This is a genomic window from Paenibacillus sp. 37 (genome assembly GCF_008386395.1).
Classification (GTDB): Bacteria; Bacillota; Bacilli; order Paenibacillales; family Paenibacillaceae; genus Paenibacillus; species Paenibacillus amylolyticus_B.
Genome location: NZ_CP043761.1, coordinates 2,529,550 through 2,554,850 on the forward strand (window position 1 = coordinate 2,529,550; position 25,301 = coordinate 2,554,850).

Here is a 25,301-nt window from a genome sequence, read left to right on the forward strand (position 1 = left end):
ACCTGACTATATACATTGAACTAAACATTTACATGAGAACGTAGAGAACAGAAATAACCTGAAGAAGCAAAGCGTTCGCCTTTATCCCCGGATTTTCACCTTTGTAAAAGGGAATCAAAAAATCTGGGGATAACAGCGATCTGAAGGTTGTTCTGTTATCGGAGTGGTAAGTGTAAATATCTCTTTGTTCAATTTATATAATGACACGTACGGACTGTAAGAGTAATGAATGGAGAGCTTCTGTCGGATAAAATGAGTCGGTGCGAGTTCGGATCGGTGACATTTTTGAATGCAGGGGCTTTTCATGCTTTAAGGGGGTACAAGGAGGAACACGATGAGCGGATTCGAGGAGAAGAGAAAACGGTTTGAGTTGTTGATGAAACAGGCAGAGCTTCCGGCTGGTCTGTTAGAGCCCTATTTTTTGGATGGATGGATTGAACAAGTAGAGACCAATCGAAGTAATCGGGAATGGAATATTCTGATTGCAAAGGATACGTTGGTACCCGCTCCAATCTATCGCACATTTTGCCTGCATATTCAAGAGAAGATGAATCATATCGCCAAAATTTCATTTGGCTTCAAATACACGGACCAAGTACAAAATGGTGATATCGTCACTGAATATTGGAATCTGTTTCTGGAGTGGGTTACCCGTGAGATTCCATCTGTAAATGGTTGGATGAACCGGACAACCTTTGAATGTGAAGAGGATCTTCTACAACTGACAATGAGTGATGCTACGTCGATGGAATTGGCTCGTAAGAAACAGATTGATCAGGCTATTACGAAATTCTATGACAAGTACTTTCATCTACCTCTTCGCATCAAGATGCAAGTGGGCGAAGTGGGAAGTAATAAAGAGGCCATGGAACAGTTCCAGGCCCAAAAACGTGTAGAGGAACTTGAGGTCATCGAGAAGATGATGAGTGAAGTGGACACAGAAATCCCGGTGGATGAGGAGCAGGGTGATCTGCGTTTGCAAATGGGTTATGACATCAAGGAGCCAGCAGTACCCATGCAGGAAATCCAGGATGAAGAGAAAAAGGTCACGCTTCAAGGTTCAGTGTTTGGACTGGATCGTAAAGAATTGCGAAACGGTAATACGTTGTTTACCTTCTACCTGACCGACTTCACGGATTCCATGCAAATGAAGATGTTTGCCAAAACAAAAGAGGATGTTAAAATTCTCAGTTTGTTGGCTAACGGTAAATGGGTGAAAGTGCGTGGTCGTGTAGAATATGACCGGTTTATGCAAATTCCTGAACTCGCCATGATTCCTTCGGATTTGATTGAAGTTAAAGCACCGCCGTCTCGCAAAGACAATGCACCAGAGAAACGGGTGGAGTTCCATTTGCACTCTACAATGAGTACGATGGATGCTGTAACTTCAATTGACAAATACGTGAAAATGGCAGCAGAGTGGGGACATAAGGCGATTGCTGTCACTGATCATGGTGGGGTGCAGGTATATCCCGAGGCTTCCAAGGCTGCTAAGAAAAACGGGATTAAGATGATCTACGGCCTTGAGGCCAATGTCGTGAATGACTCTGTTGCCGTTGTAATGGCTCCTCAGCCATTGGATCTCCAAACAGCAACATACATCGTATTTGATATCGAGACCACAGGTTTGTCGGTAACACAGAACAAAATCATTGAGATTGCAGCCGTGAAGATGCAAGATGGTAAAGAAATCGACCGGTTTGCAACGTTTGTGAATCCGCATGAACGCATTCCCTACAACATTCAGCAGTTGACCAATATTAATGATGACATGGTAAAAGACGCACCTGAGCTGGAGCCTGTTATCCGTGATTTTGTGCAGTTTGCTGGTGATGGTGTGCTTGTTGCGCATAATGCACGCTTTGACATGGGCTTTATCCAGGCTTCTCTGAAGCAAATTGGATTGCCAGAGCTTCCTAACCCGGTCCTTGACACATTGGAACTGGCGAGATTGTTATTTCCAAAAAACAAGAACCACCGTCTGAATACGATGGCTGATAAATATAAGGTTGGACTCGAAAGTCATCACCGTGCCATTGATGATACGGTTGCACTCGCGGGTATACTGATCGGATTATTAAATGATGCTGCTCAGATGAAAGGATTAACGAGACTTGATCGCTTGAACGATTATGTAGGTGTCGACTTGTCGAATACAAGACCTTTCCATTGTGGCATCTATGCATTGAATGATGTCGGTAAGAAAAATCTATATAAGCTGGTATCTCTCTCTCATACGGAACATTTCAAGCGGGTACCGTGCATTCCCAAATCAAAACTGATAAATTTGCGTGAAGGTCTTGTTATTATATCGGGCTGTGAAAAAGGGGAGTTTTTCGAAGCGGTGCTTAACAAATCACTCGAAGAAGCGGAAGAGATCGCTGAGTTCTATGACATACTGGAGATTCAACCACTTACGATGTATATGCATTTGGTGGATAAAGGGTTGGTAGCTACACCCGAAGAAATCAAAACAGCGATCCGTAAAGTCATCGATATAGGTGCGAAACTTAATAAACCGGTCATAGCTACAGGTAACGTGCACTATTTGGAACCACGTGACAAGTTATATCGGGATATCACCATTCACGGTATTACAGGATTTAGTCCACTGAAAGATCAGCGTAAACCGGATGCACATTTTAGAACGACAGAGGAAATGCTGGAAGAGTTCCAGTTCCTGGGTCAAGAGAAAGCATACGAAGTCGTTGTTACAAATACGGTGGAGTTGTCTGACCGATTTGAGGAAATTAAGTTATTCCCGGACAAACTGTTTACTCCGATTCTGGAAGGTGCGGACGAAGAAATCCGTAATACCTGCTATAACACTGCCAAGTCCATCTATGGCGAGGAATTACCAGAAGTAATCGTGGCACGACTAGAGAAAGAGCTCATTCCAATTATTAAATACGGTTTTTCTGCCAACTATCTGATTTCGGAGCGCTTGGTTAAAAAATCGAATCAGGATGGTTATCTCGTAGGTTCGCGGGGATCGGTAGGCTCCTCTGTTGTTGCTACATTCCTGGGTATATCCGAGGTTAATCCACTACCTGCTCATTATATTTGCGTAAATTCAGAATGCAAACACAGCGAGTGGTTCCTGGACGGCAGCGTTCGGAGTGGATTTGACCTTCCAGAGAAAGAGTGTCCGGATTGTGGTGGCACACTTAAAGGAGAAGGCCAGGATATTCCGTTTGAGACCTTCCTTGGGTTTAAAGGAGATAAAGTTCCCGATATTGACTTGAACTTCTCTGGAGATTATCAGCCTCACGCACATAACTACACGAAAGTGCTATTTAGTGAGAAAAGTGTTTTCCGTGCGGGGACCATTGGTACGGTGGCTGAGAAAACAGCATTTGGTTTTGCCAAGAAGTATGAGGAACAGCATCAGAAGAAATGGCGTGGAGCTGAATTGAATCGTTTGGCCTCTGGCTGTACTGGGGTGAAACGGAGTACTGGACAGCATCCTGGCGGTATTGTCGTGGTACCTGATTATATCGAAGTCGAAGACGTTACACCTGTTCAGTTTCCGGCTGACGACGTTAATGCGGAGTGGAAAACGACACACTTTGATTATCATGCTTTTGAAGAGAACTTGCTGAAACTTGATATTCTGGGGCACGATGACCCAACGATGATGCGGATGTTGCAGGATTTGACAGGTGTCGATCCAACAACCATTCCGATGAATGATCCGAAAGTCATGAGCATGTTTAACTCAACCGAAGCTCTGGGTGTTACACCGGAACAGATTAGGTCGCCAGTCGCGACGTTTGGCGTGCCAGAGATGGGGACGAAGTTTGTACGTCAGATGCTTGTTGAATCCCAGCCGACGTCTTTTGCCGATTTACTTCAGATTTCCGGATTGTCCCATGGTACAGGGGTATGGCTTGGAAATGCTCAGGATCTGATTAAGAACGGAACGTGTAACATTAAGACGGTAATTGGTTGTCGGGATGACATTATGTTATTCCTGATTTATAAAACGGGAATGGACGCAAGTCTGGCATTTAAGATTACCGAGAGTGTTCGTAAGGGACGGGGTCTACCACAGGAATGGATTGACGAGATGAAAAATTGTAAAGTGCCTCAATGGTACATTGATTCTTGTCTCAAAATCCAGTACATGTTCCCGAAGGCTCACGCGGCCGCTTATGTTATTTCGGCAGTACGTACGGCATTCTTCAAGCTGTATCATCCGATTGAATATTACGCAACTTACTTTACCGTTCGGGCGGATGAGATTGATATCGAACTCATGTGTCAGGGATACGACGCGATCTATCGCAAAATTACGGAAATTGAGCAATTAGGTTTCCAGGCACCTCCAAAAGAGAAAAACATGTTACCTGTCCTGGAAATGGGTCTGGAAATGGCAGCGCGCGGATTCTCGCTGAAATCCATTGACTTATACCGTTCGGAAGCGACAAAGTTCATCGTTGACGGAAAAACACTAATCCCTCCATTTTCGGCGTTGGCAGGAATCGGGGATAATGCTGCTCGCAATATTGCTGCAGCACGTGATCATGGTGAGTTTCTATCGGTTGAGGACTTCCAGCAGAAGTCGAAAGCAAGTAAGACCATTGTTGAACTCCTGTCGAATATGGGATGTTTCCGTGGCTTGCCAGAGAGCAATCAGCTTTCCCTTTTCTAGGATTGAATTTGGATCTAACCTTAGCGATTGTTGGGGGAACGTAATTTTTCCTTCATTAGTAAGTAAACTGCCTGAAGCATCGCTTACTTGTCACTATTACCAGACTATGTTATAATTTTTGAAGTGAACGAGATAGTACGAATTTCTAAAGAGTGGGGAAACCCACTCTTTAGTCTTTGGTATACAAGAATCTTGGGTATTGAATAATCTGCCAGTGCTTTTTTGCTGGTGTAACCTAAGTTGGAGGTTATTGGTTTTGAGCACAACGAACATTAAATCTACCGTGGAAGAAATGATCCAACCCTACTTGAACGAACAAGGCTTCGAGCTGGTTGACATCGAATACGTCAAAGAAGGCAGCAACTGGTTTTTACGGGTGTATGTCGACAAAGAGGGTGGCATCGACATCGACGATTGTGTCTTGATCAGCGAAAAGCTGAGCGCCAAGCTGGATGAGAACGATCCGATTCCAACCATCTATTTCCTTGAAGTGTCTTCTCCCGGTGCGGAGCGTCCACTGAAAAAACCTGAGGACGTTACCAAATCTGTAGGCAAAAATGTTTTTGTTACAACCTACGAGCCGGTGAACGGATTGAAGGAATTTGAAGGCAAGCTGCTTTCCTTTGATGACGGGGAACTCGTGATCGAAGCAGGCAAAAAACAGCATGCCATTTCTTATGATAAGGTTGCCAGTGCGCGCCTAGCTATTTTGTTTTAAGTGCCTTGTTCACTTTATTAATGAAAAAGACACATCTCACGATAACGGCAAGGTGCTCATGAGTTCAGAGCCTTTCGCCGTTTTACGTATGAGATGCCATGTTTGAAAGGGGGATCAACATTCATGAGTATGGATTTTATTGAAGCAATGAATGAATTGGAACGGGAAAAAGGGATCAGCAAGGATGTGCTGTTTGAAGCGATCGAGGCTGCACTAATTTCCAGCTACAAGCGGAATTTCAACACGGCCCAGAATGTGCGTGTTGACATGAACCGTAATACGGGAGTTATTCGGGTGTATGCCCGTAAATTGATCGTGGAAGAAGTCCTGGATTCACGTACCGAAATTTCATTGCCTGCTGCACGAGAAATCAACCCACACTTCCAGCTGGAAGATATTGCGGAGATTGAAGTAACGCCGCGTGATTTCGGACGTATCGCGGCACAAACTGCCAAACAGGTAGTGACCCAGCGGATTCGTGAAGCCGAACGCGGCCTGATCTACAACGCTTTCGTAGATAAGGAAGAAGATATCGTTACGGGAGTGGTGCAGCGTCAGGATTTGCGCAATATCTACATCGATCTGGGCAAAATCGAAGCGGCTTTACCGCTGACCGAATTGATGCCGAACGAGAAGTTTGTTCATGGTGACCGTATTAAGGCGTATATCACCAAGGTCGAGAATACGACAAAAGGGCCGCAAATCATTTTGTCCCGTACCCATCCGGGCCTCTTGAAACGTCTCTTTGAACTGGAAGTGCCTGAGATCTTTGACGGTGTAGTTGAAATTCGCTCCGTCGCTCGCGAAGCAGGGTTCCGCTCCAAGATTGCCGTTCATTCCCGCAACGAGGAAGTTGATCCAGTTGGATCTTGTGTAGGTCCTAAGGGAATGCGCGTGCAGACCATTGTGGGTGAGCTGCGCGGTGAAAAAATCGACATCGTTCGTTTTTCCGATCAGGTAGACGAATATGTTGCTAATGCACTGAGTCCTTCCAAAGTATTGGAAGTTCATGTATTTGAGGAAGAAAAGATGGCTCGGGTTATCGTTCCGGACTATCAACTGTCGCTCGCAATTGGTATCAAAGGCCAAAATGCCAGATTAGCAGCCAAATTAACCGGTTGGAAAATCGACATTAAGAGCGAGAGCCAGGCGGAACAGGAATTCGGCAGAGAAAAAGATTCTTCTTCTGAAATGCATCAGGATTCCGTCTCCGTCGACTAAAGTAAAGTACGGGGGGCGCTGACGTATGAAACCAAAAAAAGTGCCGCTGCGCAAATGTGTGGCATGCCAAGAAATGATGCCCAAAAAGCAGCTGATTCGCATTGTTAAAACGCCAGAGGATGAAGTGCTGATCGATTTGACTGGCAAAAAATCCGGACGTGGTGCCTATTTATGCGGCAAAGAGTCCTGTTTTAAGCTCGCACTCAAAAACCGGGCTTTGGATCGGGCGTTAAAAGGCAAAGTCTCACCTGAAATTTACGAGCAATTAGCAGCTGACTTCATTGCGGTTGAGGATGAATTCAAAGCAGCACAGGAGCGTGAACATGACTAATATTAAAACGCTGTCTTATTTGGGACTCTCTATGCGTGCAGGTAAACTTGTAACAGGTGAAGAAATTGTACTTAAAGCGATCCGTTCTTCCGAAGCTAAAATGGTTATTGTTGCGGGTGACGCCTCAGCCAATACACAAAAGAAATTTCGCGATAAATGCGGAACTTATAAGGTTCCTCTGTTGATCGGATTTGACCGGGATAGCCTGGGATCAAGTATCGGTAAAGACACGCGTGTTGTTCTTGCAGTAACGGATCGAGGGTTTGCAAAAATGATCTCCAAGCAAGTCGGTATAATGTCGGAGGTGGAGTATATTGAGTAAACAGGAAAACAAGGATAAATTGCGAGTTTATGAATATGCGAAGTCCCTTAATATGAGTAGTAAAGAAATTATAACCATTCTTAAAAAGCTGGAAATTCCCGTAAACAATCATATGAGTGTCATGGAGAATGGTTCAGTCGGTAAGGTGGAACAATTTTTTAAAGATATAAAATCCACTGCTGCTTCGAAACAAGGCAACGATGCAAAACCAGTTGCTACTTCGGCAGTGCGCAGTGACAAACTAGTGGACAGCAACCAGCCGGCCGGCGGAGTGAACACGCCGAAGAGTAGTAACCCATCCGGTAGTCCCGTACAAACAAAAATACAACAGGAAAAGCAGGTAGGTATGAACAATAGACCAAATTCCAACAATAACAATGGCACCCAAAGACCCAGCGGCCAAGACAGCCGCAACAGAACGAACTCTTCCCAAGGCTCAAGCCAAGGAGGACAATCAACTAACCGTCCAAGACCAGCTCAAGGTGGACAAAGCAGTACTGCATCCCGTCCGCAAGGAACGGGTCAACGTCCGAATAACAGCGGTGGCGGTCAAGTAAGAACTTCAGGCCCTAACAGCGGTGGTAATACAGGTACTGCTGGCAACCGTAGCGGTGGCCAAGGTCAGAGCCAAGGACAAGGCCAACGTAGAAGCGGCCCAGGTGGTACTACTGGCAACAACAATAGTGGTAACCGTTCGAACAGCGGTGGCGGTGGACGTCGTTATGATGACAACCGTGGAGGCAACTTCCGTGGTAACCGTGGTGGCAAGAATAACCGCAACAGAAATCAACAACAGTACCAACAACGTGAGAAAATTGATAACACACCTAAGAAAATCATCGTTCGTGGTGATATGACCGTTGGTGAAACAGCGAAGTTGCTCCATAAGGATGCTTCCGAAGTTATCAAAAAGCTCATCGCTATGGGCGTTATGGCAACAATCAACCAAGAGCTTGATATCGAAACGATCCTTCTGCTTTCAGGTGAATTCGGTGTTGAGGTTGAAGTGAAGATTGTGCTTGAAGATGACCGTTTCGAAACACTGGAAGAGAATGATGATGCTGCTGACTTGCAGGCTCGTCCACCAGTAGTTACGATCATGGGTCACGTTGACCATGGTAAAACTACTTTGCTGGATGCTATTCGTTCCACGAATGTATCCGATGGCGAAGCAGGCGGAATCACGCAACATATCGGTGCATATCAAGTTGAAATTAACAACAAAAAGATCACGTTCCTGGATACTCCGGGTCACGAAGCGTTTACAGCAATGCGTGCACGTGGCGCACAAGTTACGGATATGACGATTATTGTCGTAGCTGCGGATGACGGTGTTATGCCACAGACCATTGAGGCGATTAACCATGCCAAAGCTGCCGGGCTACCAATCATCGTGGCTGTCAACAAAATTGACAAGCCGGGCGCTGATCCAGACAAAGTGAAACAAGAATTAACCAGCTATGAACTCGTTCCTGAAGAGTGGGGCGGAGATACCATCTTTGTTAACGTGTCAGCGAAACAAAGAATGGGTCTGGAAGGTCTGCTTGAAATGATTCTGCTGGTTGCAGAAGTGAACGAATACAAAGCGAACCCGGACAAACGTGCCCGTGGTACAGTGATTGAAGCCGAACTGGATAAAGGACGTGGCCCAGTTGCACGTATTCTCGTACAGCACGGTACATTGAAAGTCGGCGATGCTTTCGTTGCAGGTAACTGCTTCGGTCGTGTTCGTGCGATGGTCAATGACAAAGGTCGCAAATTGAAAGAAGCTGGACCTTCAACACCTGTAGAAATCACAGGTCTGACTGAAGTTCCAGGTGCGGGAGATCCATTCATGGTGTTTGAAGATGAGCGCAAAGCGCGTTCCATCGCTGACAAACGTTCGATCACGCAACGTGAATCCGATCTGGGTACGCATACTCGTGTGACATTGGATGATCTGTTCCAGCACATCAAAGATGGCGAGATCAAAGATCTGAACGTAATCATCAAAGGTGATGTACAAGGTTCGGTTGAAGCATTGAAAGGTTCCCTTGCGAAGATCGAAGTTGAAGGTGTACGCGTGAAAATTATTCATAGCGGCGCTGGTGCAATCACAGAATCCGACATCATTTTAGCTGCAGCATCCAATGCTATCGTGATCGGTTTCAACGTTCGTCCTGATAACCAGGCGAAATCAACTGCAGATCAAGAGCAAGTAGACATTCGTCTGCATCGCGTGATCTACAGTGTTATCGAAGAAATTGAACAAGCGATGAAAGGTATGCTTGATCCGATCTACAAAGAAAAAGTTATCGGTCATGCTGAAGTTCGTAGCACGTTCTCCATCAGTAAAGTGGGTACCATCGCTGGTTGTATGGTTACCTCGGGTAAAATTACGCGTTCTGCGGAAGCACGCCTGATTCGTGATGGCATCGTCCTTTACGAAGGTAAGCTGGATTCCCTGAAACGTTATAAAGATGATGCCAAAGAAGTAGCACAAGGTTACGAGTGCGGTATCACACTTGATAAATATAATGATCTCAAAGAAGGCGACGTTATCGAAGCTTTCATTATGGAGACAGTACAACGATAAGCAAGGAAGCATGAGGTGAACAACGATGGCTAAGATTCGTACAGGTAGAGTGGGCGAGCAGATCAAGAAAGAAATAAGTCTGCTCATCCAGTCTGAACTGAAAGATCCACGTATCGGCTTTATTACGGTAACGGGAGTCGAAGTGACAGGAGACTTGTCGCAAGCCAAAGTTTATCTGAGTGTCTTCGGTGAGCAGGAACAAAAAGATAACACGCTCAAAGCTCTGGCAAAAGCAAATGGATTTTTGCGTTCCGAGCTGGGCAAACGTATCCGGTTCCGGCATGTTCCCGAGTTGATATTTAAGATTGACGAATCCATCGCTTATGGCAGCCGAATTGAGAAGCTGCTTGGCGATATTGGTTCCGACAAGAACGAATCCCAGTAACAGAATAGAGGAGACGGCAATGCACACTTATGAACAGGCGCTCCAGGCCGGAAAGCAATTTCTGCTGGAGCATGATGATTACCTGGTCGTGTCGCATGTACAGCCGGACGGTGACGCAGTCAGCTCGACGGTAACGGTGGGCTGGCTGCTGTCATGTCTGGGTAAGACATTCACGATGATTAATGAAGGTGAAATCCCGCATCGCATGCAATTTTTGTGGGAAGCAGGCAACATTGTGAACATGACCGAACAACCACCGCAGCGAAAATATAAAGCTGTTATCTGTGTGGATTGTGCAGACTTTGCCAGAGTAGGTTTGACACGTCATTATTTCGAAGACGATGCTGTTATCTTGAATATTGATCATCACCCTACAAATGACGGTTATGGTACAGTTAACATCATTAAGTCAGATGCTGCTGCAACGGCTGAAATCTTGTTCGATTTTCTTAACCTGTTCCAAGTAACATGGGATAAAGATGTTGCGACGGCAGTTTATACAGGATTGCTTACGGATACAGGTGGATTCCGCTATGCCAACACCAGCCCAAATGTAATGACAACGGCCTCCAGACTGCTTGAACATGGCGTGGATGGTCCCTATCTCGCCCAGACCTTGTTGGAGCAGGTGACTCTTCCGCAAGTTCGGATTTTGAATCAGGCACTATCAAGCCTGCAGATGACAGATGATGGAAAGATAGCCTGGGTTGTTATTACACCAGATGATATGGTGGCTTGTGGAGCAGCTAATGAAGATCTTGAAGGGGTAGTGAACTATCCGCGCAACATTCAGGGCGTGGAAGTTGGTATCTTTTTCAAAGTCATCAACGAGAATGCAGTCAAGGTTTCTTTGCGTTCAGCTGGTAAGATTGATGTTGCTGCACTAGCACAGACCTTTGGCGGAGGCGGGCATGTGCTCGCAGCCGGATGTCGTCTGGAAGGCAGACTTGATGATATTATCCCAAAAGTACTGAAGCAGGTGAATTCGCAATGGTAAAGCCATTTGAAGGTGTACTTCCGGTATATAAACCGGCGGGATTTACTTCTCATGATGTTGTAGCCAAAATGCGTCGCATTCTCAAAATGAAGCGCATTGGGCATACGGGCACACTTGACCCACAAGTTACAGGTGTTCTGCCGCTCTGTCTTGGACGGGCGACACGTGTGGTGGAGTACATGCAGGAGCTTCCGAAAGAATATCTGGCTACGCTGAGATTGGGACTGTCTACTGACACAGAGGATATGACAGGGGAAGTCATTGAGCGGGCTGAAACGACTGTGGAAGTAACACAGGAACAGGTTCAACAGGTGCTTGAGCAGTTTCTGGGCACGATCTCACAGGTACCACCTATGTATTCTGCGGTAAAGGTAGACGGCAAACGTCTTTATGAGCTTGCTCGTGAAGGCAAGACGGTAGAGCGTAAGAGCCGCGAGGTCACAATCTATGAGCTCGAACTTACTGGAATTGAGACTCAGGGTGAGACCACCGATATATCCTTCCGGGCCTTATGTTCAAAAGGTACTTATATTCGGACATTGTGTGTAGACATTGGGCGGCAACTCGGATATCCATCCACCATGGTTCAACTGGAGCGTACGATATCTGCAGGTATCTCTGCAGATCGTTGTCTTCGTATTGAAGAAGTGGAACAACTTATGGCTGACGGGACATTGGCGGAGGCGCTGATTCCTGTTGACGAGGCTATTGCTTCAATTCCGGCTCACAAGGTTGGAGAAGAACAGGCCAAAGGAGCACTGCAAGGTCAGAAACTGTCTGCACGTCTTCTGGAACCGCCTGTGGAGCAACCAGGTTTGCTGCGGTTGTATGCTCAGGATGGTACGTTTCTGGGGATATTTGAACGGGATGAACTAAAACCAACGGTAAGGGCAGTTAAAGTCTTTTTGCCGGAATAAAGAGGTTTCGGGCTTGGAGTTGTGGTAATGCTCAAGCTTGGCCTATCTAGTGAAATGCAGGTGAATGATTGTGAAAACCGTAATGCTAACCTATCCGCAGACGTTACATTCGACTGAGCTGAGCACACTGCCCCAAGTGCTTGCGATTGGTCAATTCGACGGACTGCATCTCGGACATGCAAGTGTCATTTTATCAGCTGTCCGCATTGCGCGGGAAACGGGCATGCAGGCAGCGGTCATGACCTTTCATCCACATCCGAAGGAAGTTATGCGCAAAGGGGATTACGAGGGTTATTTAACTCCCTTGAGAGATAAAGAAGACATCTTGGCAGGAATGGGCGTTGATGTACTCTATGTGGTGGAGTTCAATGAAGATTTCTCACGGTTGACGCCGCAACAATTCGTACACGACTTGTTGATTCCACTTCAAACACGAACAGCGGTGGTGGGTTTTGACTTCCGTTTTGGTCACAAGGGTGCAGGGGATGAACAACTTCTTCGTACTTTGGGAGAAGGAGAGATGACGGTGGAAACCGTTCCTCCTTTCTTGTTAAATGGTGAAAAAGTGAGCAGTTCTCTCATTCGTGGCCTATTGAAGCGTGGGGAGATGGATGAGGCCAGTCAGTGGCTTGGCCGACCTTACAGCATCAGAGGAACTGTCATTCACGGGGAGAAGCGTGGACGAACGATTGGATTTCCTACAGCCAACCTTGAACTCACGGATCATTACGTTACCCCGTCGAAGGGTGTTTACGCTGTTCGTGTGCAGTATGGCGAACAGGAACTGCCTGGCGTAATGAATCTCGGTGTGAAACCTACGTTTCACGAAAGCGGGATGAAACCTACGTTTGAAGTGCACCTGCTTGATTTTGATGGACACTTGTATGACCAGGAACTAAAGGTTGAGCTCGTTCACTATATTCGTGCAGAACGAAAGTTTGACTCCATTGATGCATTGATTAGCCAGATTCGTGAAGATGCATTAACTGCCGGCCGCCTGTTATCTTAAAGGCTCAGGATTAAATGCATGTTTACATTTACTTTAACTAGGCAATTATGATATACTGTACTACGTTGTCGATTGAGACAACATTAACCTTGGCTTGGTTGCTTGCTCTCACCGGCGGTGACGAGGCTAATGGCGATTATATTGAAGGAGGTGAACAGGATGGCATTGACTCAAGAACGTAAACAACAACTGATCGACGAGCACAAAACTCACGAGTCCGATACAGGATCTCCAGAGGTGCAAGTTGCTATCCTTACGGAAAACATCACAAGTTTGACAAACCACTTGCGTACGCATAAGAAAGACCACCACTCACGTCGTGGACTTTTGAAAATGGTAGGTCAACGTCGTAAGCTTTTGGCTTATGTGAAAAACAAAGATGTTAAACGTTACAGCGCACTGATCGAAAAACTCGGATTGCGTCGTTAATTATCGTACATGTTTTCAAAATCAACCTGGCTGTTATCCGTCATTCTTTTGTCTAAAAGGACAAGCGGAACTTACAGCCGGGTTGTTTTGTAGATGAACATGTTGCCATATATTTGTAGATGGGGCTCCGTGAGGAGCTTTTGTTGTGCAGGTTAGCATGTTGAAAGTTCCATACATAGCTAATGAATGCAGGACAAGCAGGAAATACTGTGAATATGCAGAATCCATTGAATTAGGAACGATTAAAAGGAGGGGTTTCATGGAACAGCGTGTTGAAATGCAGCTTGGTGGAAGAAAGCTTACGCTTGAGACCGGGCGTTTGGCCAAGCAGGCTAATGCTGCCGTTAAGGTAACATACGGGGATACCGTGGTATTGTGTACCGTGACAGCATCAAGTGAGCCGAAAGATCTGGACTTTTTCCCATTAACGGTGAACTATGAAGAAAGATTGTACGCCGTAGGTAAAATCCCGGGAGGATTTATTAAACGTGAAGGCAGACCGAGTGAGAAAGCGATTCTTTCAAGCCGTCTGACAGACCGTCCAATTCGTCCTTTGTTCCCGGAAGGCTTCCGGAATGATGTACAAGTTCTGAATATCGTTATGAGTGTAGATCAGGATTGCGAACCGCAAATCGCTGCAATGATTGGTACATCAGCAGCATTGAGCATTTCGGATGTTCCATTCAGCGGACCGATTGGTGGCGTGAAAGTGGGACGTATTGATGGCGAGTTCATCATTAACCCAACGATTGCACAGCTTGAAGTCAGTGATATTGAACTGGTCGTTGCAGGAACCAAAAATGCCATCATGATGGTTGAGGCCGAAGCTAACGAAGTGCCGGAAGAAGTGATGCTCGAAGCAATCATGTTTGGACATGATGAGATCCAAAATATTATTGCTGTAATCGAACAACTTGTACAAGTTGCTGGAAAAGAAAAAATGGCTGTTAAGTTGCGTACCGTTAATGCTGAAGTTAACAGCAGTGTGCGTGAATTCGCGAGCGCTCGTCTGGTCGAAGCGGTTAAAATCGCTGAGAAGCATGCTCGTCAAGATGCAATCGATGTAGTGAATGACGAAACCGTTGCTCACTTTGAAGAAAAATATATTGAAAGTCCGGAATTGTTCAAAGACGTGAAGGAAGTTCTGCACGACATCGTCAAAGAAGAAGTCCGCCGTTTGATCACGCATGATAAAGTTCGTCCGGATGGACGTGGACTTGATGAAATTCGCCCAATTGAATGTGATACATCTCTGCTGCCACGTGCACATGGTACAGGACTGTTTACGCGCGGTCAAACGCAAGCACTTAGCGTTTGTACACTTGGTGCACTGGGTGATGTTCAGATTTTGGACGGAATCAGTCTTGAAGAAACGAAACGTTTCATGCATCACTATAACTTCCCACCATTCAGCGTAGGCGAAGCGCGTCCATTGCGTGCTCCGGGTCGTCGCGAAATCGGACATGGTGCATTGGGTGAGCGCGCTCTTTCCAAAGTGATCCCTTCCGAAACGGATTTCCCGTACACGATTCGTTTGGTATCTGAAGTTCTGGAATCCAACGGATCATCATCTCAGGCAAGTATCTGTGCCAGCACTTTAGCTATGATGGATGCAGGTGTTCCAATCAAAGCTCCGGTTGCGGGTGTGGCTATGGGTCTGATCAAAGATGGTGACCATGTATCCATTCTGAGTGATATTCAGGGTATGGAAGATCACCTGGGTGACATGGACTTCAAGGTAGCAGGAACACCTGAAGGTGTAACCGCGATTCAAATGGACATTAAAATTGCTGGTATTAATCGTCAAATTTTGTCTGATGCATTGGCGCAAGCCAAAGAAGGTCGTATGCACATTTTGGGCAAAATGAACGAAATTCTGAAAACTCCACGTGAGCAGTTATCACAATATGCACCTAAAATTACAACGATGCATATCAATCCGGACAAAATCCGTGATGTGATCGGTGCAGGTGGTAAAATTATCAATAAAATCATCGAAGAAACCGGTGTTAAAATTGATATTGAACAGGATGGACGTGTCTTTATCGCTTCTTCCAACCAGGAGATGAATGATAAAGCCAAAGCGATCATCGAAGGTATTGTGCGCGAAGTATTGGTCGGCGAGATTTATGTCGGCAAAGTAAAACGCGTAGAGAAATTCGGTGCATTTGTTGAAGTACTTCCGAACAAAGAAGGTCTGGTACACATCTCGCAACTGTCAACTGAACGTGTTGCCAAAGTGGAAGATGTTGTAGCTATCGGTGATTCCATTACGGTAAAAGTAACGGAAATTGACCCACAAGGTCGAATCAACTTGTCCCGTAAAGCAGTTTTGACTGCTGAAGCTCCGGCTCAATCCTAGGATACCGAAGCGACAGGTTATAAATGGATAGATTGAATGAAGAGACAGAATGTGAATTTCTGGCTCTTTTTTTAACGTTTAAATATGTATAGCAAGGATGAAACCATGGCTTAGCATTCATATTTTTGCCCTTGTCCTCATATGATGGGGACAAAGACGGCGGGAGGATGGAGCTGTGGGAAACCAATCCAAAAAGCTGGCGGCTGTTCTGGCGGGTGTGACTGCGGTCATATTGATCGGACAAGTTGGCAGTGTACGTACATACATTACGGAGATCCGTGATGGGCCAGGTACGCAAAATGCTTTTGACATGTTTAAGGAAGCAACGGGAGAAGATGCGCTGTTGTCTGCGATTCGGGATAAAGCGGCTGAAACGAAAATTGCTCCGGTGAATGCCAGAGTGGATCGGGTATGGAAAGCGATTCCTGGTTATAATGGCATGGAGATTGATGTGGAAGCGACATACCGTAAGGCGCTGAGTGGAACGTTGAATACCAAAATAGCGTATGTCTACCGTCAGATTGAGCCGGAGATTCAGCTTAAAGATTTGGGTGCACATCCGATCTATCGGGGCAATGCAAACAAACCGATGGTTTCTTTTATGATTAATGTGGCCTGGGGGAACGAGTACATTAAACCGATGCTGGATACGCTTGATGCCGAGAAAGTGAAGGCTACTTTTTTTCTGGATGGAAGTTGGTTAAGCAAAAACGTTGAACTGGCCAAAGAAATTCAGAAACGTGGGCATGAGATGTCCAACCATGCATATTCTCACCCTAATATGAGTCGATTGAGCGCAGAACGGGCCAAGCTGGAAATTAGCAAAACCCAGGATCTGCTCCATAAAACACTGGGTGTAGAGAATCGTTGGTTTGCTCCGCCTTCCGGTGACTTTAATCAGAAGACCGTTGACATTGCTTCATCCATGGGACTGCAAACCGTGTTATGGACAGTAGATACTGTGGATTGGCGTAAGCCAAGCCCGGATGCCGTTGTTGCCAAGATTGCTAAAAATACCGAGGCAGGCACATTGATTTTAATGCACCCTACAGCTGCTTCTTCGGGAGCTTTAAAGGGCATGATTCAATCCATACGGGCCAAAGGTCTGGTGCTCGGAACAGTAAGTGAGACGCTGTCTTCTGAACGTGTAAATACCCCTGCGGTTGAGTGAACGTTATTTTTTTGTTAATATCAAACAGTTGGAACCAAATGTCGATTTCAATTTCAAGGTTGAGATCAAGGCAATTATAGAGATGTAGGAGGGCCAACCATGAAAAAAATTCAGCTGGGCAATGGCCTCAGAGTTGTCATGGAACAGATACCGACCTGCCGTTCTGTGTCTTTCGGAATATGGGTCAAGACAGGTTCGCGCAATGAGCAACCTGCAAGTAACGGAGTATCACATTTTATTGAACACATGTTATTCAAGGGAACAGATCGTTATGATGCCAAGGCGATTGCGGAGCAGTTCGATGCGATTGGCGGTAACGTGAATGCATTCACTTCCAAAGAATACACGTGTTATTATGCTAAAGTGTTGGATGAACATTTGCCGATTGCAGTTGATGTATTGTCTGATATGTTTTTCCGCTCCAAAATGGATGATGGTGAATTGATCAAGGAGAAAAACGTCATTCTGGAAGAAATCTCGATGTATGAAGATACGCCTGATGATATGGTTCATGATCTGATGGCCTTGGCCGCCTATGGTGAGCATCCACTCGCATACCCAATCCTGGGTACGGAAGAACGTCTCAAAGCGATGGATTCCAGTCATCTGCGTGCATATATGAAACAGCACTACACGATTGAGAACACGGTCATTAGTATCGCGGGTAATATTGATGACAGTGTAATCGATCTGATGGAGAAACATTTTGGTGCTTTTGATGTAAATGGAGTAACGGAAGCAGTCACGATGCCAGCCTTCCAAAGCGGACAGCTCTTTCACAAAAAGAAAACGGAACAGAATCATATCTGTATCTCGTTCCCAGGCTGTAAAATCGGAGATCCCCTGCAATTCGCTATGGTTGTTCTGAATAACGCCATTGGTGGAGGCATGAGCTCCAGACTGTTCCAGGAAATTCGTGAGAAACGGGGTCTTGCGTACTCCGTGTATTCCTATCATAGTTCTCATGCAGACAGCGGACTTTTCACGATATACGCGGGTACAGCACCAAAACAGACCAAAGAAGTGCTTGATCTGACCAAAGAGGTTCTACGCGACTTGGCTGTAAACGGCTTGTCCGAAGATGAGCTTCGTAAAGGAAAAGAACAGCTGAAAGGTAGCTTGATTCTGAGTTTGGAAAGCACAGGCAGTCGTATGAATCGTCTGGGTAAAAACGAACTCATGCTGGGCAGACACCATACGCTGGATGAAATGATCACCAAAATTGAGCAAGTGACCATGGACGATATTAACGCGGTACTTGATCTGATGTTTGCTGAACCTTTTGCACTTGCTATGGTTGGCGCTTCAGATAAGACGATCGCTGGATTGAGAAGGGATGATTTTGTTGCATTACGTTCAAATACAGAAACTGCCGGGCAATGAAGATATTAAACTGCCTCAAAAAATGTCGGAGCTGGCATCCGGCTTTGATGTAGTAGCTGCACTTCAGGAAGATGTTGTATTGCAGCCGGGTCAGCGTACGCTGATTCCTACCGGACTTGCGATGGCAATGCCAGCTGGATTGGAAGCACAGATTCGTCCTCGGAGCGGACTGGCTTTCAAACATGGTATTACTTGCCTCAACACACCGGGGACCATTGATGCGGATTATCGCGGAGAAGTTAAAGTTCTGTTGATTAATTTGGGTCAGGAACCGTTCACGATTGTACGGGGAGAGCGCATCGCACAGATCGTCTTCCAGACCGTGCCTGCGGTTGAATTGACGGAAGTGAATGAACTATCGGAAACGGTACGTGGTGAAGGCGGATTCGGTCATACCGGGAAATAAGCAACGTAAATATACTCATTCTTTAGAGTCGTCCCTGACAGGGGCGGCTCTTTTTTACATTCGAGAAACGGAAGGAGGAATGCAATTATTGTTTTCACCCCCCTGTGGGCCCCTGCATACGATAAGGCATACATGTGGTGAAAGGAGTGACGTCCCGATGCTGACCGGAGTCCGGATTGTAGTCCTGGGCGGAGATGCGCGGCAGCTTGAAGTCATTCAAAAGTGCGCTGAGCTGGATGCAACGGTAAGTGTAGTGGGTTTCGATAAAATAGAGCGTTCCATTCCAGGGATTGAGCACCAGGAACTGGAGGATGAAGTGTTTGCTTCCGCAGATGTACTGGTACTACCTGTCGTCGGTTGCGATGACCAGGGAAAAGTAAGTACTTCGTTCAGTGACACACCGATCTATTTGAAAAAGGAACATATTGCAGCATTACCGGAGCATTGTATTGTGTTCACAGGTATGGCAAAGCCGTTCTTGCGCGAACTTTGTCTTGAAAATGGGCTGCGACTTGTTGAAGTACTTGATCGTGATGATATTGCACTTTACAACTCTATTCCAACAGCTGAGGGAGCCATCGCCATAGCTATTCGGGAGACGGACTTCACAATCCATGGTTCGGAATGCATTGTGCTTGGCATTGGTCGAACAGGATTCACAATGGCCAAAACACTGCAGGGACTTGGAGCAAATGTACGGGTGGGAATCAGGCGAGAAGAGGATGCTGCCCGCGCTACAATAATGGGCTGGAAGCCTTTCATGACAACGGATTTGGCCGCTCAAACCGGGGAAGTTGACTTGCTTTTTAATACGATACCGACTATGATAATCACAGCACAAATCCTGTCCAGAATGCCGCAAAAGGCTGTCATTATCGACCTCGCATCCGCTCCTGGCGGCTGTGATTTCAGGTATGCCGACAAACGCGGTATCAAAGCGCTACTTGCGCCTGGCCTCCCCGGCATTGTTGCTCCCAAAACGGCTGGCGGCATTATTGCCGACGCGTTGATCCGTTTGCTTTTGGAAGAACAGAACGCACGGGAGGTTAAATCATGAACTGGCAGGGAAAAACGGTAGGTTATGCAATTACGGGTTCTCATTGTACGTTTGAAGAGGTTATGCCGGTAATTAGCCGCTTCGTAGCTGAAGGTGCCAACGTCATTCCGATTATTTCGAATTCGGTTCTGACGACGGATACACGCTTTGGTACGGCGCAAAATTGGCAAAAACAGTTGAAAGATATAACAGGTAATGATATCATTTCTACAATTGTTGAAGCGGAGCCACTAGGGCCTTCCAAGCTGCTTGATGTGCTGGTTATTGCTCCATGCACAGGGAATACAACAAGCAAGCTGGCTAATGCGATGACCGACAGTCCAGTGCTAATGGCAGCCAAAGCGCAGATGCGCAATCAGCGTCCGCTTGTGCTCGCGATTTCCACGAATGACGGTCTGGGCTTGAATGCTGCGAATATCGCCAAATTGCTCGTGGCTAAATACTTGTATTTTGTGCCATTTGGGCAAGACGATCCAGTGAAAAAACCAAACTCGTTAGTCGCCAAAATGGAATTGATTCCAGAGGCTTGCTGGAGTGCTCTTGAGGGCAAACAGTTGCAGCCGATGATTGTGGAGCGTTCTTCACAGGCTTGATGGAACAATGATTCGGTGACAACGTTTATGCGCTTGGAGAAATGAAGAAGGGTTCGAGAGACAAAGAAAATCATGGGGGACGATATGCTGGATTGAACAGCTACTATGTCCACGTTCCTGTCTATAAGGCATTCCTGCTTGCGGGCAGTACAGGTTAAGCAAGCGGGAGAGGTCTATTGTGAATGTATGCGTCATGACCTCGCTAACAACCGCGACCTTTGATTTGCGATTGTCCCAGACAATTACAAGAAAAAGGAGCGGCATGGAATGCCGTATAAAATGCTGAAATTATCGCATCAGAACGCTCCCTAGAGTGATCCATTTGTTGATTTGACCCGTGTCCAGTCTTCTTGCGTACACAAATGGAGGAATAAAGATGCGTATCATGGTACAGAAATTCGGAGGCACGTCTCTCTCCACTGTTCAGGCGAGAGAGCATGTGCTCCGTCACGTTAAACGTGAACTTGAAGCAGGATTGAGTCTGGTCATCGTTGTGTCTGCGATGGGACGCCGCGGCGAGCCATATGCGACTGATACGTTGCTGGACTGGGCTGCACAGAACGGAAACGCACTATCCGCACGCGAAAAGGATTTACTGCTGTGCTGTGGTGAAATCATATCTGCGACAACGTTGAGCAGTTTACTCGAACATGAAGGCATTCCAACTACAGTGCTGACCGGTGCACAAGCAGGTTTTGTGACGGACGACAATTTCGGGAATGCCCGGATATTGGATGTCCGTCCTGTTCGTGTGTTGGAGCAGCTTCAGCTCGGCCGTGTCGTTGTTGTAACCGGATTCCAGGGGCAGACAGAGAACGGAGACTTCACGACACTGGGTCGTGGGGGAAGCGATACGTCTGCTACAGCTCTGGGTGCAGCATTACGTGCTGAAATGGTGGATATCTACACCGATGTGAACGGGATACTCACTGCCGATCCGCGAATTGTTGAGGATGCACGTCCACTGACTGTTGTGAGTTATGCAGAGATCTGTAACATGGCCCACCACGGGGCCAAGGTAATCCATCCACGTGCGGTTGAGATTGCGATGCAATCCCAGATTCCAGTACGGGTAAGATCTACTTTTGCAGACACGGAAGGAACGCTGGTTACGCATCCGGAAGGATTCCAGGATGTGCAGACAGGCATTGTTGACCGTTATGTAACAGGCATCGCCTACGTGAGCAATGTAACGCAAATTACGGTGGATGTGCCTGGTGGTGCAGATCGATTGCAACTAAAAGTGTTCAAAACCATGGCTGAGAATTCAATCAGCGTTGATTTTATTAATGTTACCCCCTCGGGAGTTGTCTATACGGTTTTTGACAGTGATTCCGAGAAAGCCATACAGGTATTGCAGGAGATAGGTCTCAAGCCACAAAGCCTGTCCGGTTGTGCCAAAGTGTCCGTCATTGGCGGAGGCATTAATGGTGTACCTGGAATCATGGCTCGAATCGTGGAGTCCTTGACACTGGCAGACATTCAGATCCTGCAATCGGCAGATTCGAATACAACGATCTGGGTACTCGTAAAAAAAGAAGATATGGTTCAGGCCCTGAGGGCACTTCACGCCTCATTCGAACTTCATTTGTAAATAACTGAAGTTAGAGGAGCCAAACCTGTTTTGAAGGAGGAATCGAATTGGACTTTGGAAGATTGATTACAGCAATGGTCACTCCGTTCAATGAACAAGGAGAGATTCATTGGGAGGAAACGGCACGTCTAATCGACTATCTAATTGTAGATCAAAAGTCGGAGACGCTTGTGGTTTCTGGAACAACAGGGGAGTCTCCAACACTTAGTGATACTGAGAAAGTTCAATTATTCGAATTTGCAGTGAAACATGCGGCCGGTCGGTGCAAAATTATAGCCGGAACGGGAAGCAATAACACGGCACATTCCATCCATTTGACACAGGAAGCTGAACGTGCCGGAGTGGATGGCATATTGTTGGTTGTTCCGTATTACAACAAACCTAGCCAAGAAGGTTTGTTCAAACATTTTGAAGCGATTGCAGGCTCCACCACGCTGCCAATTATGCTCTACAACGTGCCTGGGCGTACTGTAACCAGCCTGTCAGCAGAGACAACGCTTCGTCTTGCACAGATTCCTAACATCGTCGCTACGAAGGAATGTGCGTCTATGGAGCAGGTTACTTTGATTGCAGCAAGTGCTCCAGAAAATTTCAGAGTTTATTCCGGTGATGATGCTTCAGGCTTACCAGCGATTGCGGTTGGAGCACATGGAATTGTCAGCGTAGCCAGTCATGTCGTAGGGGCAGAAATGAAGAAAATGATTGACGCCTTCTATGGCGGAGCACCTCTTCAGGCTGCTCAGATTCATCAGCAGTTGTTCCCGGTGTTCAAAGGCCTGTTTGAGTGTCCACAGCCTCTACCAAACCCCGTAGCGGTGAAATATGCGCTGACATTGCGTGGTCTAGACGTTGGTTCGGTACGATTACCACTTATTCCGCCAACGGAAGAGGAGCAGGTTTATATCAAAGGTTTGCTTAATTTGTAATCATTTTGGTTGTATATGGACTATTTTATTAATCATGGAAATATCCTTCAGATCAGCAAAAGAACCGCTCCTCTTCGTAGAGGCTGCGGTTCTTTTTTTACGAGTAATGTGAGGTTTCTTTTCCACTGCCAAGGGGAAACCTACAGGTTAACGAGAGAGTGACTTGTTTTTTTTGTTTTTAATCATGTATAATGATGTCAAGTGACTGGGTGCGGTATTTTTTTGAAATTGAAAGCGACATCGTTTCGTGGTGTAGCTTTGCGGTGAAAAAGGAAGGAACGGCTAAGAGGGAATTTCAACTCCAACATGTTGGTCAAAGGGAATAACTTCGAAGAACTTCTTCCAAATATCGTGAATAAAGGTGTTCTTTTGCATTCATCCCGATAGGTGGGTATGTGATGTATGGACTACTTTTCTTAACTTACAATAAATAATAAGGTACGACGTCCAACTACCATAGGAGGTTTAGATTCATTTGTCTAAGAAAAATAATAACGATAAACTGATGATTTTTGCTTTGGGCGGCGTAGGCGAGATTGGTAAAAATATGTACGTCATCCAATACGCCAACGACATTGTAGTCGTAGATGCTGGTCTTAAATTCCCGGAAGAAGATATGCTTGGTATTGATATTGTCATCCCTGACATTTCTTACCTGACTGAGAACCGTGACAAAGTAAGAGGAATCATCCTTACTCACGGACATGAGGATCACATTGGTGGTCTGCCATATGTTCTCAAACATCTGAATGTCCCTGTATACGGAACAAGACTTACGCTTGGACTTGTAGAAAACAAGTTGAAAGAAGCGAATTTGCTGGGTGAAACAAAACGTATTCTGATTGATGCTGATTCCGAGATCCAACTTGGATCTGTTCTGAAAGCATCCTTCTTCGCTACTAACCATAGTATTCCGGATTCTGTTGGTGTATGTGTCGAAACACCGGAAGGTGCAGTTGTTCACACAGGTGACTTCAAATTCGACCATACTCCAGTCAATGGTCAATATGCAGATCTTCAGCGTATGGCACAGATCGGAACAAATGGCGTGTTAGCGCTGTTGTCCGACAGTACGAACGCTGAAAAACCTGGATTCACACCATCGGAGAAAAATGTGGGTATCGTGCTGGAAGATATTTTCCGTAAAGCAAGTCAACGTGTTGTTGTAGCGACATTTGCTTCCAACGTACACCGTATCCAGCAGGTGATCAATGCAGCAGAAGTGACTGGACGTAAAGTTGCAGTTATCGGACGCAGCATGGTGAATGTGGTTGGTATTGCTTCAGAACTGGGTTATCTTGAGATTCCGGATGGCATGATCATTGAACCTGAAGAAGTAGGCAAGATGGCAGCTGATCGTGTCGTGATTCTCTGCACAGGAAGTCAAGGAGAGCCAATGTCAGCACTGACACGTATGGCTCGTTCCACACACCGTAAAGTGGACATCCTGCCAGGTGACACCGTCATTATCGCAGCAACACCTGTTCCAGGTAATGAAAAATATGTAGGCCGTACGATTGATGAACTGTTCCGTCTGGGTGCTAACGTGCATTACAGCGGTGCTAACAGTGGCGTCCACGTATCTGGTCACGGTAGCCAGGAAGAGCTGAAACTGATGCTCAACCTGATGAAACCTAAATTCTTCTTGCCAATTCACGGTGAATTCCGTATGCAGCGTCGCCACGCGGTTCTTGCTGAATCTGTAGGGGTAGAACCTGAGAACATTTTCATCACGGATATCGGTGAAGTGATAGAAATTCAAGGTGGAGCAGCACGTAGAGCAGGTAAAGTTACTGCAGGTAATGTGTTGATCGACGGCCTGGGTGTAGGCGATGTGGGTAACATTGTACTTCGTGACCGCAAATTGTTGTCACAAGATGGTATCCTTGTTGTTGTGGTAACACTGAGCAAACAGGATGGAAAAATTGTTTCCGGTCCTGACATCATCTCTCGCGGATTTGTGTATGTACGTGAATCGGAAGGACTACTGGATGAGGCCAACCGGATCGTTAGCAGCACATTGCAGAAGTTAATGAGTGAGAACGTTAACGAGTGGGCTTCACTCAAAACAAATGTTAAAGATGCACTGGGACGCTTCCTGTATGAGCAAACTCGTCGTAGACCGATGATTTTGCCAATCATTATGGAAGTTTAAAATAAGCTAAACAAAAACATATATTCAGGCACACAGTCGCCCCTTCTCTACGAGTAATATTGGACGGTTCCTCGTAGAGAAGGGGCTTTTTTTGCG

Annotated in this window: 21 protein-coding genes; all 21 read left to right on the forward strand. The window is 46.1% G+C overall.

The genetic code is table 11. The features are described 5' to 3' along the window. Positions 1-334 precede the first annotated feature (334 nt). Complete coding sequence (locus tag F0220_RS11435) at positions 335-4,654, forward strand: PolC-type DNA polymerase III (RefSeq protein WP_105598217.1); 4,320 nt, start codon at positions 335-337, stop codon at positions 4,652-4,654. Positions 4,655-4,910: 256 nt separating this feature from the next. Further along, on the forward strand, positions 4,911-5,372 hold the full coding sequence (gene rimP / locus F0220_RS11440; protein ID WP_091017262.1) for a ribosome maturation factor RimP: 462 nt from the start codon (positions 4,911-4,913) through the stop codon (positions 5,370-5,372). Positions 5,373-5,495: 123 nt separating this feature from the next. Beyond that, complete coding sequence (gene nusA / locus F0220_RS11445) at positions 5,496-6,593, forward strand: transcription termination factor NusA (protein WP_062833827.1); 1,098 nt, start codon at positions 5,496-5,498, stop codon at positions 6,591-6,593. A 25-nt stretch (positions 6,594-6,618) separates the two neighbouring features. After that, on the forward strand, positions 6,619-6,924 hold the full coding sequence (rnpM, locus tag F0220_RS11450; protein WP_017689143.1) for an RNase P modulator RnpM: 306 nt from the start codon (positions 6,619-6,621) through the stop codon (positions 6,922-6,924). Further along, positions 6,917-7,246 (forward strand): L7Ae/L30e/S12e/Gadd45 family ribosomal protein, encoded by a 330-nt coding sequence (locus tag F0220_RS11455; RefSeq protein ID WP_017689142.1) that lies wholly within the window; start codon positions 6,917-6,919, stop codon positions 7,244-7,246. The genes rnpM and F0220_RS11455 overlap by 8 nt, the downstream gene beginning before the upstream one ends. Continuing rightward, a complete protein-coding gene (gene infB, locus F0220_RS11460) occupies positions 7,239-9,821 on the forward strand; it encodes a translation initiation factor IF-2 (RefSeq protein WP_105598218.1) in 2,583 nt (860 codons plus the stop codon). The genes F0220_RS11455 and infB overlap by 8 nt, the downstream gene beginning before the upstream one ends. A gap of 25 nt (positions 9,822-9,846) precedes the next feature. Continuing rightward, positions 9,847-10,206 (forward strand): 30S ribosome-binding factor RbfA, encoded by a 360-nt coding sequence (gene rbfA, locus F0220_RS11465; RefSeq protein WP_017689140.1) that lies wholly within the window; start codon positions 9,847-9,849, stop codon positions 10,204-10,206. Between the two features lie 19 nt (positions 10,207-10,225). Continuing rightward, a complete protein-coding gene (locus F0220_RS11470) occupies positions 10,226-11,203 on the forward strand; it encodes a DHH family phosphoesterase (protein ID WP_105598219.1) in 978 nt (325 codons plus the stop codon). Further along, on the forward strand, positions 11,197-12,120 hold the full coding sequence (gene truB / locus F0220_RS11475; RefSeq protein ID WP_076318528.1) for a tRNA pseudouridine(55) synthase TruB: 924 nt from the start codon (positions 11,197-11,199) through the stop codon (positions 12,118-12,120). The genes F0220_RS11470 and truB overlap by 7 nt, the downstream gene beginning before the upstream one ends. Positions 12,121-12,190: 70 nt before the next feature. Further along, the gene (locus F0220_RS11480; RefSeq protein ID WP_374954376.1) at positions 12,191-13,129 is read left to right on the forward strand and encodes a bifunctional riboflavin kinase/FAD synthetase; all 939 of its coding nucleotides are present in this window, start codon (positions 12,191-12,193) and stop codon (positions 13,127-13,129) included. 47 nt (positions 13,130-13,176) lie between these two features. Then, positions 13,177-13,311, forward strand: coding sequence for a hypothetical protein (locus F0220_RS33235; RefSeq protein ID WP_256719971.1), 135 nt, complete (start codon positions 13,177-13,179; stop codon positions 13,309-13,311). Continuing rightward, positions 13,289-13,558, forward strand: coding sequence for a 30S ribosomal protein S15 (gene rpsO / locus F0220_RS11485; protein WP_036609297.1), 270 nt, complete (start codon positions 13,289-13,291; stop codon positions 13,556-13,558). Before F0220_RS33235 ends, rpsO begins: the two co-directional genes overlap by 23 nt. A 259-nt stretch (positions 13,559-13,817) precedes the next feature. Beyond that, a complete protein-coding gene (gene pnp, locus F0220_RS11490; RefSeq protein ID WP_091017255.1) occupies positions 13,818-15,920 on the forward strand; it encodes a polyribonucleotide nucleotidyltransferase in 2,103 nt (700 codons plus the stop codon). 175 nt (positions 15,921-16,095) lie between these two features. Further along, positions 16,096-17,091, forward strand: a complete 996-nt coding sequence (locus F0220_RS11495; RefSeq protein ID WP_091017253.1) for a polysaccharide deacetylase family protein — start codon at positions 16,096-16,098, stop codon at positions 17,089-17,091. A gap of 99 nt (positions 17,092-17,190) precedes the next feature. Beyond that, positions 17,191-18,474, forward strand: a complete 1,284-nt coding sequence (locus tag F0220_RS11500) for a M16 family metallopeptidase (protein WP_105598220.1) — start codon at positions 17,191-17,193, stop codon at positions 18,472-18,474. After that, the gene (dut, locus tag F0220_RS11505) at positions 18,434-18,880 is read left to right on the forward strand and encodes a dUTP diphosphatase (RefSeq protein WP_017689132.1); all 447 of its coding nucleotides are present in this window, start codon (positions 18,434-18,436) and stop codon (positions 18,878-18,880) included. Before F0220_RS11500 ends, dut begins: the two co-directional genes overlap by 41 nt. 157 nt (positions 18,881-19,037) lie before the next feature. Continuing rightward, on the forward strand, positions 19,038-19,937 hold the full coding sequence (dpsA, locus tag F0220_RS11510) for a dipicolinate synthase subunit DpsA (protein WP_076208873.1): 900 nt from the start codon (positions 19,038-19,040) through the stop codon (positions 19,935-19,937). Further along, on the forward strand, positions 19,934-20,530 hold the full coding sequence (locus F0220_RS11515) for a dipicolinate synthase subunit B (RefSeq protein ID WP_062833836.1): 597 nt from the start codon (positions 19,934-19,936) through the stop codon (positions 20,528-20,530). The genes dpsA and F0220_RS11515 overlap by 4 nt, the downstream gene beginning before the upstream one ends. 376 nt (positions 20,531-20,906) lie before the next feature. Beyond that, positions 20,907-22,124: an aspartate kinase gene (gene dapG / locus F0220_RS11520; protein ID WP_017689129.1), complete on the forward strand. Its 1,218-nt coding sequence runs from the start codon at positions 20,907-20,909 to the stop codon at positions 22,122-22,124. Positions 22,125-22,171: 47 nt separating this feature from the next. Continuing rightward, entirely contained in the window at positions 22,172-23,050 is an 879-nt protein-coding gene (gene dapA, locus F0220_RS11525; RefSeq protein WP_091017250.1) for a 4-hydroxy-tetrahydrodipicolinate synthase, read from the forward strand. A 475-nt stretch (positions 23,051-23,525) separates the two neighbouring features. After that, positions 23,526-25,205, forward strand: a complete 1,680-nt coding sequence (locus F0220_RS11530) for a ribonuclease J (protein WP_076208870.1) — start codon at positions 23,526-23,528, stop codon at positions 25,203-25,205. Positions 25,206-25,301 lie beyond the last annotated feature (96 nt).

Coding starts and splice junctions, on each gene's coding strand:
- rbfA (WP_017689140.1), top strand. CDS start 9,847: ATGGCTAAGATTCGTACAGGTAGAGTGGGCGAGCAGATCAAGAAAGAA.
- F0220_RS11515 (WP_062833836.1), top strand. CDS start 19,934: ATGAACTGGCAGGGAAAAACGGTAGGTTATGCAATTACGGGTTCTCAT.
- F0220_RS11435 (WP_105598217.1), top strand. CDS start 335: ATGAGCGGATTCGAGGAGAAGAGAAAACGGTTTGAGTTGTTGATGAAA.
- rpsO (WP_036609297.1), top strand. CDS start 13,289: ATGGCATTGACTCAAGAACGTAAACAACAACTGATCGACGAGCACAAA.
- F0220_RS11500 (WP_105598220.1), top strand. CDS start 17,191: ATGAAAAAAATTCAGCTGGGCAATGGCCTCAGAGTTGTCATGGAACAG.
- pnp (WP_091017255.1), top strand. CDS start 13,818: ATGGAACAGCGTGTTGAAATGCAGCTTGGTGGAAGAAAGCTTACGCTT.
- F0220_RS11470 (WP_105598219.1), top strand. CDS start 10,226: ATGCACACTTATGAACAGGCGCTCCAGGCCGGAAAGCAATTTCTGCTG.
- dpsA (WP_076208873.1), top strand. CDS start 19,038: ATGCTGACCGGAGTCCGGATTGTAGTCCTGGGCGGAGATGCGCGGCAG.
- nusA (WP_062833827.1), top strand. CDS start 5,496: ATGAGTATGGATTTTATTGAAGCAATGAATGAATTGGAACGGGAAAAA.
- rnpM (WP_017689143.1), top strand. CDS start 6,619: ATGAAACCAAAAAAAGTGCCGCTGCGCAAATGTGTGGCATGCCAAGAA.
- truB (WP_076318528.1), top strand. CDS start 11,197: ATGGTAAAGCCATTTGAAGGTGTACTTCCGGTATATAAACCGGCGGGA.
- dapG (WP_017689129.1), top strand. CDS start 20,907: ATGCGTATCATGGTACAGAAATTCGGAGGCACGTCTCTCTCCACTGTT.
- F0220_RS33235 (WP_256719971.1), top strand. CDS start 13,177: ATGATATACTGTACTACGTTGTCGATTGAGACAACATTAACCTTGGCT.
- F0220_RS11455 (WP_017689142.1), top strand. CDS start 6,917: ATGACTAATATTAAAACGCTGTCTTATTTGGGACTCTCTATGCGTGCA.